The sequence below is a fragment of the Candidatus Endolissoclinum faulkneri L5 genome (assembly GCF_000510265.1).
Classification (GTDB): Bacteria; Pseudomonadota; Alphaproteobacteria; order Thalassobaculales; family Thalassobaculaceae; genus Thalassobaculum; species Thalassobaculum faulkneri_A.
The window spans coordinates 336,332-350,736 of the sequence record NZ_CP006745.1; the positions used below are offsets into that span (position 1 = coordinate 336,332).

Sequence of the window (14,405 nt, forward strand, 5' to 3'; positions counted from 1 at the left end):
AAATTAATTTTTAATTTATACTGCTCTTGCTATTTTGTAGTAGATCAGAAAAATAAGAACAATACTTAATATGAACTAGATTAATTGGTTAGATATGCTTATGCTCGAAGTATGCTCTTATCCATTACGTTATAAGATAATTTTTACTAAATCGATTGAGCAGCTTGTATACCTACCATTCCTCTGTAGTTTATATTATAAAAATGTTATTTACATAATACATAAAAGATTTGTCTATTAACGTTGAATAACAAATAGCAAAACAATCCAATAACAATTTGTATTGCAACTAAACCGAATTACAGTATAACTAACAAATACTAAGTAAGTATTAAATGATATCATTTAATACTTACTTAGTCAGGATGGCTGTCGATCCAACTATCATTTTGCACTTTACGTAATTAATGATTGTTAGTGTAAAAAATAAATCTGCAACTATTGCTTTACTATAGTAGTATGCAATTAATGTGTCGTATTTTACTAAAGCAATAAAATTATCTACTAGCAAGGAAGTTATGTTTTAGTTGCTTACAAGATATCTAATGTATAATAGCCTATTAAACTTTTTTGCAATGGGTTAACTGATTATATACAAATAATCGAAAATTTTTTATTTCCTTATAATTCTTATGCTTACTTAAAAGTAACATTATGTGATCCATTAAATTTGTTTATTAGTAATAATATTGATTAATAAAGCAAATTCCTCAAATAAATTATTATTTTACGTGAAATTGATTCTGCTGAGAACCTGATTTTTATAATTTTTTGAAGCAGGTTATCATTCTATTGGATATGGTTTGTCAAAAAATGATTCTTAATCTATATCATATAGTTGGTGTTACGTTTATGTCTAAAATTTTGCTGAACATAGTAAAATTATAAATATAATCCGTAATAAGATATCTAAGTAAATGGGTACAGTAAAAATGCTAAAAAATGCTAGTTCAGCATTTAAAATTAGTTTATTTAAATTAAGTAACTTAATTAGCCAAATTCTGCAATAAAATTTTTTTAAAAAATTATAGCAAAGCTAGTTGTAATTTCAATTACATTCCAAATGTAGTCGCTCGAATCGCTCATAAATAAATTTATCATTTACAAATAACGCTTGCAATTATTTCGTGACTTTTCGACTAAAGCAGCATAAAATCAGCCAACACATTTAGCAAGCAACGTTAAAAACTAGGTTTATTAGCATTACAGTAAAATTTTTGAATATTCTGATTATGTATCCCATGAGTTATTTAGGTATCGGATATTTCATTTCAAAAAGTATATTTTAAAGGTTAGTAAAAACTACTTTGATGTTGTATTTAGCCAATAGATGAGTTCATCTCTTTTAGTCGCTTCTAATCCAAGTACCCATACCATGATTAGTAAACAACTCTAATAATACACCATTTTGAACCCTACCGTCTATTATCACAGCACCCTCAGCGCCAGATTCTACGGCTTTTATGCAGGTTTTAACCTTAGGTATCATACCGTCAAGGATTACCCCCTCATCGATTAGTCTGCGAGCCTGAGATATAGTAAGTTCTGGAATCAGACAGCCATTTTTATCTAGCACACCTTCCAAATCAGTCAACAACATAAATCGGCTAGCATCAACAGCAGCGGCAATCGCACCCGCAGCAGTATCAGCGTTAATATTATATGTTTTGCCGTCATATCCAAGCCCAATCGGAGCTACTACTGGTATCAGATCTTGCAATGCTAGCGAACGTAGTAAGCAAGCATTTATTTTGTTGGGTTCACCCACAAATCCAAGATCTATTACTGTTTTTATTTTGCTATTCTGCTCAACTTTGTTAAGAAAAAGTTTTTTTGCCTGGATTAGTCCCGCATCTTTGCCTGACAAGCCAATAGCTTTCCCACCAGCTTGAGTAATAGCAGAGACTATGGATTTATTAATAAAACCAGATAATACCATTTCGATAACTTCTACTGTCGGTTGGTCAGTCATCCTAAGGCCATCTATAAATTTGCTTTTAATATTAAGTCGCTCAAGCATATGGCTAATTTGCGGCCCCCCACCATGCACTACAACTGGATTCATGCCTACTTGTTGCAGCAATACCATATCCGCAGCAAACTTTAGTGCTAAATGAATGTCACCCATAGCATGACCGCCATACTTGATAACTATAGTTTTGCCCGAATATCGCCGCATAAAGGGTAGCGCTTCAGTAAGAATATTTGCTTTAGACAACCATTCAGTTTGTCTTTTAAGATCAACAGACTTACTAGTCATTAAATTAATTCCTTGACTCTAAAAAAATCATTAAAAAGTCTTAAACAGTGCTTTAAATAACCATCAGTCCGACGTCAGAGCGAGTTAGACTCGTTAAAGAAATAAAAATTTATCTATTTTTTTGTGATTACATTCTAATTAACATAATTAATATAACGAGCATAAGTAAAAATTTGATATATTGGTTTATATGAATACATAAGTACATCTTATCCTATTAAAACCAATATATACTAGAATTATTTGAATGATTATGTTGTAATATGACTTTAGTGTATTTATTAGAAAATAAAAGTGCAAGCATTGAGTAATTTATAAAATTACAAAAAAAAATATTAATTATAGTTCAATCAATTAATTAATATTTTAATTTAAACATTTTTTTAGGTTACTATAAATATTTCATAATTATATCAATATAAGCTATTAGCTAATATAATAAAATTTTAAATTATTTCGTAACTAAAACTAAATACTACAAAAAATATATTAATTTGTTATGATAATAAAGCGCAATGCTTGATAGCCAATAATCTATTGTGAAACAATATTATCCAACCCTAATTTGATGTAATAATTAAGTTATTTTATTTTGTTGATATCAGATAACTATCGATTAGTTCCTAAGGTGATGTGAAGACAAAGTCAATTTATTAATGCTGTAAAATGGCATTTCTAGGATAATTAGCTAAAAGCTGTTATCAATTATATTGAAGTTTGATACGAATTAGTAATACTTTGTTATATTATATGTATTAAATTGATTGTAGGACTACACTGTAGAAATTTATTTAAATTTAATACTAGACAATTTTATTTTTTAAGTTTTTAGCAAAAATATATTCAGTTAATATTTAGAGAATAAGAATGTATTTAATATATATAAACTTCTTTTTCTTATACTTTATTTTCGCTCTTTAAAATCAAAAGCTAGTCTGTTATTGAATAATTTGAGAGTAAGTAAATTGTTGTTGTGTATCGTAAAATACGCAGAAAATAACAAATTAAATTTTATGTGTTTTGTGAACCAACTATCTGTTTAATAATCTAAATATCTTATAACAACTTTGTTGAATAGCTGTTAGCTGAAAATATAAGAATAATTACATGTTTAAAGTTTAATACTAGAGAATTATTATGTTTAATTTAATATATTAAAATTAAACATAATTTAATATATATTAACTTTTTATATAAATTAAAATTATAATGCTAGTAATAAGTGGCAATACGCTTAAAATATGGATCCATAACTTTAGCATACAGTAATAAATGCTGCTGATTAATCATAGTTGTTTTTTTTGATTAATTATTTTAAAAGGCTTGCGTAAAAATAGCTAATAATAAATTACGTTAATTATAGATTTTATTGTTAATAGAATTTTTTATTGTGAATAATTTCCATCAGACTATCATAATCCCGTTATAGCAGCTAGATTTATTAGGATATTTGAGATTAAACCCTATTTAAATAGATACTTTCTCGAAGTATAGTACAAAAAAAAAGAAAGTAGAACTAACGGTATACTCAAATCTATATTTGATCGTATAGTATTAATTAGATAAGTTTCAATTCATTTGCGTAGAACAAAATCAATTTGATTTTTTCAGTACAATTCTCTTTATAGTATAGGTTGATTTTACGTTGACAACTGGTATATAATTTTAAGGTCATACAAAAATTAATATGACATTATAATTTAAAGCGCCTGTAGCATTCTTAGGGTACGCTAAGCCCTAGTATAAGCAAACCTGAAGAAATAGTATTTCTACAATAAAACTCAGTATATTACTTTCTTATCAAGAAGATAAGAAACTTATTAAAAGTACTACATGTAGATAATATTGAGTTAACTGTTTGGATATGATATTATCAGTCAATTGGTTCTTCTTTCTATTATAATAAAAGAGCTGAGCAAAAATTCAGCATCGATCATACTCCTGAATTTACCTCTAGTTTTTATAGTTTTTGATATTAATAAATTATTTAGAACGGGAATAAATTCACTGTTCTTTAGGTAAGTATTCTTGACCTTGTCAGATAACGGCAATGTCGGGGGAATCAATAGCTTTCATTCCAACGATATTATAGCCACAATCTACGTGATGAACTTCACCAGTAACACCAGTAGATAGGTCCGATAGCAAATAAACACCTGCGCCTCCTACGTCTGCTAGCGTCACATTTCGACGAAGTGGAGAATTGTATTGATTCCATTTTAGTATATAGCGGAAATTTCCAATGCCTGAAGCGGCAAGTGTTTTTATCGGCCCTGCAGACAAACCGTTTACGCGTACTCCCTGGTCTCCCATATCAACGGCAAGATAGCGAATGCTAGCTTCTAGGGCTGCTTTAGCTACACCCATAACGTTGTAGTGCGGTACTACCCTTTCAGCACCATAATAAGTCAATGTCAGCAAACTACCACCATCTTTCATTAGTGCTGCTGCACGTTTAGCTACGGATGTAAAAGAGTAACAAGAAATATCCATAGTACGCCGAAAGTTATCGCGTGTGGTGTCTAGATACTTACCTTTTAGTTCATCCTTGTCAGAATAAGCGATAGCGTGCACAAGAAAATCGAGATTTCCCCAAATTTCTTCTATTCGACCAAAAACTCGATCAATACTAGCATCATCATTAATATCGCAAGCTTCCACCAAAGTGCTGCCAACTTGATCCGCTAGCAGACGTACTCTTTTTTCAAGTGCATCACCCATGTAAGTAAATGCAAGCTCAGCACCTTGTTCCGCAACTGCTTTTGCAATACCCCAGGCGATCGAACGATCATTAGCCACGCCCATGATCTGACCGCGTTTACCCGCCATAATGCGGAAATCTTTAGCCATTCAGCCCTCAATATCACTGATAAACATTCAATAATCGCATCCTTCACCAATAATCATTCTATGTAAGCAAAAGTGCGATTGTAATCTTTTAATGAGACTAGCTCGTATAACTATTTTTTAAATAAATTTTCTTAAACATAATAATTAAATTGCAATGCAAAAAAGCTTATAGTTTTGATAAAACTAACGGAATTAATGTTACGAGATAAATCCAGAGAATTTTTATAATTAATTTAGATTATTCTTGTAAAAGCATTTAAAACAACAAGTTTAGAAAAATATAATATCCTACTTAGGCTTATGGCAATTTTAAATAACCCTATACAGTTGTCTAGATAACATATTACCTAAAATTTAATTATTGATTATATGATTTTTAATCAAAAACTCCATACATATCATCGTTTATTGTACAGCAGAACCTATCCATTCATTACTCTAAAGATTAAAAGTAGCAAAGGTAAAATGACCTGCCATTATCAAAGCTATTGTTTCAAAATTAACAAATTTATCTTTAGTTGTGGGGCTAAAGGGAATTTTCACATATTAGTTAAATAAATTGTACGACGAAACTTATCTTGGTTTTCTTTAAAGAATGTAGCAAAAGAGCGAATGAATCAACTTATCGTAAAAAAACAAAACTATCATTGTTAGTAAATTAATAACTATAAGTCTTAACTATACTCAGGAGGAAGCAATTTTTCTTATTTAAAAAAACTAAGTTATTCTGTTTAATACAAAACCAATTTTATTATTGGATGATTAGCAATAGAGAATAATTTACAAAAATTTCATCAATCATCGCCTGCTCAAAATATAAATACCATATCGACACAAACATTATAGGTTATATATAACTAACTTCAGGACAAAACAATAAAAATAAATGCTAATTACATCATAATTAAAACTTTCACCAGAAAGATTTGACTAGTAGATTGAATGTCTAATAATATATTTTGTGAATAAGGCATGAAATGCCTTATTCACAAAATATATTATTAGACATGATAGCTGTATATTAATTTACGCTGAGTACAATGTAACAGTACAATTAAATAAATAACTAGTATAATAAACGGTAAATCATATCAAAAATTTAATGAGTAAGGCTAATATCTAATTCATCTATACTTAAACAATTAATGAATTATTTTTCAATTGATAGTTGATTGTTAGACAACTTATACGAGATCAATTACTATAGCTTTTTATTAAAAAATAATTGTTTTTGTACAGAATGTAATTCTGTATACAATTGCTATGCTTATCAAGCGCCTTAAAGGATATCAGCAAAGATAAGTACTAAACGTATAAAACTTATTACTTAAGTTTTATACGTTTAGTAAAGTAGCTCTTCCATAGTCGTTATTCCCAATAGCTAATTTTTTATAATATATTTATGAATAGAAGTATCATTACAACTGTTGCATTAGTACTCCTAGTAGGCTATCGAGCTAAATAATGAGCGTATTCCATATCTTTTATATTATAAACTAATTATGCTAGCACATAAGAATAATATTTGTGCATCTACGTGGGAGCTTTATTATGAGCAGAATTATCAAATCATTAGATTATTCGCATACACCAGCTAAAAGCGCTGCTGATATTTTATTAGAAATACAGGCAGTTTATATTAGTAAAAATAAACCTTTTATTTTTACTTCAGGTCGTCTTTCACCTATTTATGTGGATTGTCGTAAGATCATTTCTTTTCCCATTGCCAGGCGCCAGTTAATAGCCATGGGTGTGGAGCAGCTTATCGCTTTGAACGATGAAACTGCCTTTGACATGGTAGCTGGTGGTGAAACAGCTGGGATTCCATTTGCTGCCTGGATCGCTGACGCTTTTGACTTGCCAATGCTTTACATTCGAAAGGCAGCCAAGGGCTTTGGCCGTAATGTTAGAATTGAGGGAGAAGTGCGTGAAGGTGCCCGCGTATTATTGGTAGAGGACTTGGCAACTGATTGCGTCAGCAAAATTTCTTTCATAGATGCGATACGTGATGCAGGAATGCAGATAGCTCACTGTTTTGTTATTTTTGAATATGGAGTACTTGCAAAGTGCAATTCTACTCTTCAAAAAAAAAGAGTAGAATTGCATAGCTTATGCAATTTGTCGGATATTGTGGCACTTGCAAAGCAGTACGGCTATACTTCTAAAGAACTTGTTAATGTTTATAGCTTTCTTAATGATCCTGAGGAATGGCAATCTCCTGTCAAAGGCGCAACTGTATAAACAATTTTAAATACTTTAGGTGCTAGATATGAAAGTTCTATTTAGGTTCTATAATTTAATGAGTTGGCATATCACAAATGCTAAAAGTACACGGAGTTTTTTTTAATTGTTCCAACAAAGGCTGTGTTAGCTATCAAGCTTATCGCGAAGCAATTGGTTAACCACATTAGGGTTAGCCCTTCCCTGACTTTTTTTAATAGCTTCACCTACAAAAAAGCTAAAAAGCTTGTGTTTGCCTTCTTTGTATTTTTTGACATTACTAGCATGTGCAATTAGTATATTGTCAATTATATTCTCGATTATAGAATGATCTAATGTTTGTGATAAATTTTTCTCCTTTACGATGCTAATTGCAGATTTGCCAGTTTTAAACATCACAGCGAAAACTGTTTTAGCAATACGACCAGAGATATACCCATTTTCAATCATATTGAGTAATTCACTTAGTGCTTTTGGTGAAATCGGGCTATCCGATAAATTTTTGCCAGCTTTATTTAAAGCTCCAAAAAGCTCAGAGATCATCCAGTTGGCTGCAATTTTTGGGTTACTTTGTTTAGCAAGCTGCTCGTACCAGTCGGCGACTGTACAATCCTCCACCAAGATGTTTACATCATAGGATGATAAATTAAATTCTGACATTAATCTAGCCTTTTTGGCATCAGGTAGTTCAGGTAGTTCATTGTTAAGTTCATCTATTAGCAACTGCTCCAGCACAAGAGGCGGTAAATCTGGATCTTTAAAGTATCGGTAGTCGTGCGCCTCTTCTTTAGAGCGCATCGACTGAATCTTGTTTTTCATCGGATCAAATAAGCATGTTTCTTTATAGATTTGGCAGCCGTTTTCTAGAATATTAATTTGTCTATTAGCTTCTTGCTCTATCGCTTGGTATATAAAACGCACTGAATTTATATTTTTAATCTCACAATATGTACCCAGTGGTTTACCAGGTTTGTTCACCGACACATTTACATCAACACGTAAAGAACCCTCTTGCATGTTGCCGTCACAAGTACCTATATACCGCATGATTAGACGTAGCTTGTTTACGTAAAGCTTCGCCTCCTCCGGCGAAGAAAGATCAGGTTTAGAAACAATTTCCATTAACGCTATACCGGCTCGGTTTAGATCTAGATATGTAGTATATGGATTTTGTTCGTGTAACAATTTTCCAGCGTCTTGTTCCAGTTGCAATCGTTCAATTTTGACTGACTTAATCTTTCCGTTTGGTAGATCTAGCAGTAACTCGCCATCATTAGCAATTGGGTCTTTGTATTGCGTGATTTGATAGCCATGAGGTAAATCAGCGTAAAAATAGTGTTTGCGTTCGAACACACTATGTAGATTTATTTTTGCTCTCAAAGCTAAACTGGTTCGTAAAGCCTGTTCTACACATTTGCGATTAATAACTGGCAGCATGCCAGGCATAGCGGCATCAAGCAGACTTACCTGAGTGTTAGCATCTCCTCCAAAAGTAGATGCGGATCCTGAAAATAATTTAGCTTTAGAGATTATTCTTGCGTGCAATTCCAGGCCTATTGCCACTTCCCAAAGGCCGGTTTTGCCCTTGATGTAATAACTCTCATTCATCTTTAGTAGTATCTTCTACCATGGCCGTCATTGCTTTAAACTGTGCGGCCCGTTCTAGCGTTCTTCCGATTCGAACTACCGAGTTCTCGTCGAACATACGACCTATAACTTGCAAACCTATAGGTAAGCCACGCTTGGATAGACCGACTGGCACGGAAATACTTGGTAGACCAACAAGGCTAGCAGGCACGGTAAACACATCTTGCAAGTACATTTTAAGCGGATCATCTTTATTGTCGCCAATTTCAAAGGCATCCGATGGCGTTGTAGGAGTTAGAATAGTGTCAACTTTCTCAAAAGCTTGATTAAAATCTTGATATAGTAAATTACGCATCTTCTGCGCTTTTAGGTAATAGGCGTCGTAATAGCCAGAAGAAAGCACGTATGTACCTAGTAATATCCGGCGCTTTACTTCTTCACCAAATCCTTCCGTTCTTGTATGAGTGTACATATCTGTTATATTTTTTTCATTTATCCGCAGTCCGTAGCGAACCCCATCATAGCGAGCTAAATTAGATGAGGCTTCAGCCGGAGCGATAATATAATAAGTAGCTAGCGCATACTTGGTATGTGGCATAGATATATATACAATATCTGCTCCTTCAGATTTTAGCCAATTGACACCCTGCTTCCAAATTTTGGATGTTTCTTCTGGTAAACTATCAATTTGATATTCTATTGGCACACCTATAATCATACCCTTAATGCTCTTATTAAGATCTGATAATAAATTTGGCATGGCTGCTTGCGCTGAAGTTGAGTCCTTAGGATCGTAACTAGCCATGACCTGGAGCAAAATGGAAGCATCCTCAACTGTTCTTGTCATTGGACCTGCTTGATCTAGTGATGAAGCAAAAGCTATTATACCCCAACGCGAACACCTACCATAGGTGGGCTTCATACCGACAATTCCGGAGAAACTAGCTGGTTGACGGATTGATCCACCTGTATCTGTACCAATCGCAGCTATCGCGGAACGAGCAGCTACTGCCGCCGCTGAGCCACCCGACGATCCACCCGGCACTAGCTTTTTATCGGGTGCATCTGTGGAACGCCATGGGCTCTCCACCGCACCATAATAAGATGTTGTATTGGAGGATCCCATTGCAAACTCGTCTAGGTTGGTTTTACCAAGCAAAATTGCTCCTGCGTTCCACAGATTGGTTGTTACTGTTGACTCATACATTGGAATAAATCCATCTAGTATACGTGAAGCTGCTGTAGTCTGTACCCCATTAGTGCAAAACAAGTCTTTGACTGCGATACCAATACCTTCTAGGATTCCACCTTCCCCTTTAGCCAAGCGTGCATCTGATTGAGCAGCTCCCAGCATGGCTTGCTCATGGGTAATAGTTATGTAAGCGTTCAAGCTAGCTGTAGCCTCTATACGATCTAGATAAGCTTTGGTGAGCTCAGTACTTGATATGTCTCTAGCAGCTAGTCTAGTGCGGGCTTCCGCAAGACTTAAATTTAAAAAATCATTCATTAGTCAATAATCCTAGGCACGACAAAAAAACCATGATCAACTTTAGGTGCGTTAGAGATTATTTTGTCTTGACAGTCAGTGTCTATAACTAAGTCATCACGTTGCGATAAAAAATGACCAGTAATGTCTGTCATTGGTTTTACGCTTAAAGTATCAACCTCATCAAGCTGATCGAATAATCGTATAATAGTCCGTAGATTTTCAACTACATCCTTTAATTGATCTTCAGATATTTCAATTCGAGCTAGATTAGCGAGCTTTCTAGCAGTTAAGTTATCAATAGACATTAACTAATGTTGTCCTAAGATATAATTTTAACGCACATATAGAGTTTTAACGAACATATAGAGGTGCAAATTTTTTTTGTTTTGTATGACAATACAAATAGACCTCAAAATGTTTTTATAAGCATGAACCATATCTATTATTAAATTATTAGGCTTTTCTCATTAGATTTGTATCTTTTATTAGAATCAGATCTCCTGACTTTCGATCCTAAAACGCACTAAACAGGAATATTTACTAAGAAAAATAATCAAGTAATTTTTAAATAGCATGTAAATTTTTACGTCTAAGTTCTATTATCTGTCTTCTAAAATTAACTTAACGGAAAAAATATAATTTTAAGATATATAATTAAATTGAGCAGTATAAATTGAGCAGTACTAATAGTATATTATCTTGTATGTTTTATCTTAATTATACGGTAAAGATCGATCTAATGAATACTTCATAATTTAGGCAGATTCCAGATAATAATTTTATCCAACGCCCTCTTATGAGTTGCGATTAGTCCAGTTAATTGATTTAGCTAACCTCTAATCAGCTTGTTCTTTAAGTAAAAATATTATCTGATTGCAAATGATCATGTCGATAAACTGGATTAATAGTTTTACATATAATCAATGTCAACTAACCTCATATCAATTTTCTTTAGGTATAGTAATTTTATGAATTATTTTTAGATATTAAAAATAATTCATAAAATTACTATAGGCTCATGCAAAGCTAAAAGCGTAAGAGTATATCATATGCATAATGATTAAGTAAACAGTACTTTACCGGATTAACTGCACGAATATTTTTTCTTGAAGTTGACATAAATAAATCCCTTAGATTGCGAACCACTACTTATTAATTACTACTGAAAATCGGCAAATAAACTTGCAGGTTAAAATTATGGGTCAATTATAACTAAATACTAGTAGACATTTGGCTATCGATTACTTGTGAAATACTGCCTCTTAATTGTCATTCTAGAAATAGAATGACAATTTTCATTTTTGATTAATCGACAGGCGTAGAAACCATCAATACCACCATAATGAGCTAAATGATCTGGCCGGGTAAGCAAATCACCATCTTCATTAATTAGTTCTGATAGCCCGCCGATTTCGTTCGATGTTATAGGTTTTCGCGTGATATATGGATTACGTGAGAATAACGCCTCAATTCGTTCGCTACCTTCCTCTCGTAGCAAAGAACACGTGGAAAAAATAATTATACCTCCTGGCTTAACCATAGAAAAAGCTGCGTTGAGTAGCTGGTCTTGAATAATTGCCATTTTGCTTATATTGCCTTGGCTTTTTAGCCAGGGAATATCTGGATGTCGTTGTATTAGACCAGTAGCTGAACAAGGGGCATCAAGTAACAAGGCATCAATCTGGAATTGCGGCCGCCATTTGGTTGCATCTGCTATTATGCATTTAGCTGCAAGCTGCAGGCGATCTAAGTTATTATTTATTTGTTTGACTCGCTTAGGTAGTTGATCGACTGCTATCACATTTGCTAAACGAGCAGCAAGCTGTGCAGTCTTGCCTCCCGGAGCGGCGCAAAGATCAATCACAGTTTTGCCACGTACATCACCGAGTAATTGTACTGGTATTGCAGCAGCAGTGTTTTGTACCCACCATGCACCTTCGTTAAATCCGAGAAGAGCATCAATACGACTGTCGATTTTACGACGCAGAGTGCCAGTAGGCAAAATTTTAGCTCCTAAAGTTTTAGCCCAATATGCAGGATTAGTTTTTACTGTGATATCCAACATTATTGATTCCTGTTGCATAGCCATTACCATGGCCATAGCTATATCTTCCCCATATGTTTGGCGCAAGATTTTAGTAAGCCATTTAGGTAAAGCTTGAAAGGCAGGAAGAGTGTTTATAACACCACGAGCTTCACGATCAATTCTTCGCAGTACTGCATTAGTTAGTGTGGTAAATTGATCTTCTCCTTGCGATCGCACTAAGTTAACCGCACTATGAATTGTAGCGTAAGGAGGAATGTTTAGTATTAATAGCTCCGTTGCTGCAATTCGCAGCACATCCCGTACAATTGATGCTTGCCTAGGCAAAGGCCTCTTGAGGCAACTGTTGATTACCTGATCAATGTGACCAAGGCGACGTAAGCTATTTGCTACTAAGCTACGGGCAAAATTACGGTCTCGGTCTGATAGTTTAGCGTTACCACTATGGTTAATTAAGGCATCGCTTAATCGCATTTTTTTTACAAGTACCGCGCGCAGCAGATCAAAGGCAACCTTGCGTGGAGCAGAGATTCTTGTAGTTGCGGAAAAATTTTTATTCAAGTACTGTTTAATCATATTCTATGGAATATGTTATAAAATTGCATCGTTAGACAAAGAGCAAATTTTTAGTATGTAATATGATAAAAGTAACATTATTTTAGTTTTACACTTTGTAGTTCATTGGGTCATTTTTTTAATGAACACTCTTTATTATTTATGGATATTACAGTTCAAGTATTAATAACATTTTAAAATGGTGTAATTTTATATTATAAAGCAAGATTGTTCTTTTTTAATACGTCTGAAATATTGATTTTCACATACATCAATAGTTTTGCATATAATATTTTTTGCTTTTAAGTTGCTGCAATCTTACCATTAAATAATGAACAACTTAATCATTATGTAATCAGCAAGCTTTATCTGTTTTTTATGTGACAAATGGATCCTACGCTGCCTGTACCATATAGGCGAGAGTTCGGATGTTAAATTAGTTTATAAAAGTAAGCAATAGTGAATTTTACTAAAAACGCTAGTTTTTCGGAAGCTTGCAAAGGCTTTATTAATTTTTTTTAATGATAATCGGTTAACTCATTAACGAAGTTTTAATGCTATGTTATAGGCAAGCATTACTTTGAATAATTGACTATCGATTAGGTTAAATTATAATCAGGAATAGGAAATTATTTACGATTGAGAGCGCCAACATAATAATTCTTTAAATAATTAAACATATTGGTTTGTGGTCTTACGTAACCTAGTTTGCTTGTCGTGATCTTAAATTAGCACATTGGTATCGTGTGATTTAATCGGGGAAAGTATACGTATAGATATGATCAAAAAATTTCTATCATATGATAAATGTATAACTTTTACAATTTGATTTCATCAAAATAATAAAAAAATTTAATTTAGCTACAGTAGTACTTTCTCAGGATTATTTATTATTGCAGAAATAAAAATTGGTTTTTTAACATTATATTATAAAAATGCTAAGCATTTGTTAGTTCGAGGAATAATTTCATAATCAAACGAGGGATTTTTATAGCAAGCAATTTACACTTGCTAAGTATAATTAAACGAAGAAGTAATTTAGTTCTATACAGATAAGAAGTTTTATACAGATAAGACACAGCGGATGAAAGCTTTACACTAAAGTATTCAATCGAAGATTGCTAGGAAATAAATACCGATAAAACTTTTTAATTGCAGATGCTACTGTGATTAGCTAACGCTGATTAACAATGCTTATAAAAATTGTCATTTTTAAGATTTTAGTATAGATAGAATCAGAGGAGTATATTTGATATTCCTGATATAAATTAATATAGTGAGTGTTTTTAAACTGTTAGCGTAAATCAGATTAATCTGAGTTCTGTGTTAATTTTAATTCACGGCAGATGAAGAATTCAATCTAGAATTATGATTTGATATCTGAATTAATTAACTGAGAA

Annotated in this window: 7 protein-coding genes; 1 reads left to right on the top strand and 6 read right to left on the bottom strand. The window is 32.8% G+C overall.

Annotated features, from left to right (window positions below; translation table 11 throughout):
• Positions 1–1,345 precede the first annotated feature (1,345 nt).
• Both argB and fabI read right to left on the bottom strand, forming a co-directional pair.
• Positions 1,346–2,260 carry an acetylglutamate kinase gene (gene argB / locus P856_RS01100; protein WP_025300336.1) on the bottom strand — a complete coding sequence of 305 codons (915 nt, stop codon included), beginning with the start codon at positions 2,258–2,260 and terminating at the stop codon, positions 1,346–1,348.
• A gap of 2,037 nt (positions 2,261–4,297) precedes the next feature.
• Positions 4,298–5,110, bottom strand: coding sequence for an enoyl-ACP reductase FabI (gene fabI, locus P856_RS01105; RefSeq protein WP_025300337.1), 813 nt, complete (start codon positions 5,108–5,110; stop codon positions 4,298–4,300).
• Between the two features lie 1,551 nt (positions 5,111–6,661).
• On the opposite strand from fabI, the gene P856_RS01110 reads away from it, so the two are divergent.
• The gene (locus P856_RS01110) at positions 6,662–7,351 is read left to right on the top strand and encodes an orotate phosphoribosyltransferase (protein ID WP_025300338.1); all 690 of its coding nucleotides are present in this window, start codon (positions 6,662–6,664) and stop codon (positions 7,349–7,351) included.
• A 126-nt stretch (positions 7,352–7,477) separates the two neighbouring features.
• On the opposite strand, the gene gatB is transcribed toward P856_RS01110, so the two are convergent.
• The 4 genes from gatB to P856_RS01130 all read right to left on the bottom strand — a co-directional run bounded on the left by gatB (position 7,478) and on the right by P856_RS01130 (position 13,026).
• A complete protein-coding gene (gene gatB, locus P856_RS01115) occupies positions 7,478–8,938 on the bottom strand; it encodes an Asp-tRNA(Asn)/Glu-tRNA(Gln) amidotransferase subunit GatB (protein ID WP_025300339.1) in 1,461 nt (486 codons plus the stop codon).
• Entirely contained in the window at positions 8,931–10,424 is a 1,494-nt protein-coding gene (gene gatA, locus P856_RS01120) for an Asp-tRNA(Asn)/Glu-tRNA(Gln) amidotransferase subunit GatA (protein ID WP_025300340.1), read from the bottom strand. The genes gatB and gatA overlap by 8 nt, the downstream gene beginning before the upstream one ends.
• Positions 10,424–10,711 (bottom strand): Asp-tRNA(Asn)/Glu-tRNA(Gln) amidotransferase subunit GatC, encoded by a 288-nt coding sequence (gatC, locus tag P856_RS01125; RefSeq protein ID WP_025300341.1) that lies wholly within the window; start codon positions 10,709–10,711, stop codon positions 10,424–10,426. The genes gatA and gatC overlap by 1 nt, the downstream gene beginning before the upstream one ends.
• A gap of 929 nt (positions 10,712–11,640) precedes the next feature.
• The gene (locus P856_RS01130) at positions 11,641–13,026 is read right to left on the bottom strand and encodes an RsmB/NOP family class I SAM-dependent RNA methyltransferase (protein ID WP_025300342.1); all 1,386 of its coding nucleotides are present in this window, start codon (positions 13,024–13,026) and stop codon (positions 11,641–11,643) included.
• Positions 13,027–14,405: the final 1,379 nt, after the last annotated feature.

Coding starts and splice junctions, on each gene's coding strand:
- argB (WP_025300336.1), bottom strand. CDS start 2,260: ATGACTAGTAAGTCTGTTGATCTTAAAAGACAAACTGAATGGTTGTCT.
- fabI (WP_025300337.1), bottom strand. CDS start 5,110: ATGGCTAAAGATTTCCGCATTATGGCGGGTAAACGCGGTCAGATCATG.
- P856_RS01110 (WP_025300338.1), top strand. CDS start 6,662: ATGAGCAGAATTATCAAATCATTAGATTATTCGCATACACCAGCTAAA.
- gatB (WP_025300339.1), bottom strand. CDS start 8,938: ATGAATGAGAGTTATTACATCAAGGGCAAAACCGGCCTTTGGGAAGTG.
- gatA (WP_025300340.1), bottom strand. CDS start 10,424: ATGAATGATTTTTTAAATTTAAGTCTTGCGGAAGCCCGCACTAGACTA.
- gatC (WP_025300341.1), bottom strand. CDS start 10,711: ATGTCTATTGATAACTTAACTGCTAGAAAGCTCGCTAATCTAGCTCGA.
- P856_RS01130 (WP_025300342.1), bottom strand. CDS start 13,026: ATGATTAAACAGTACTTGAATAAAAATTTTTCCGCAACTACAAGAATC.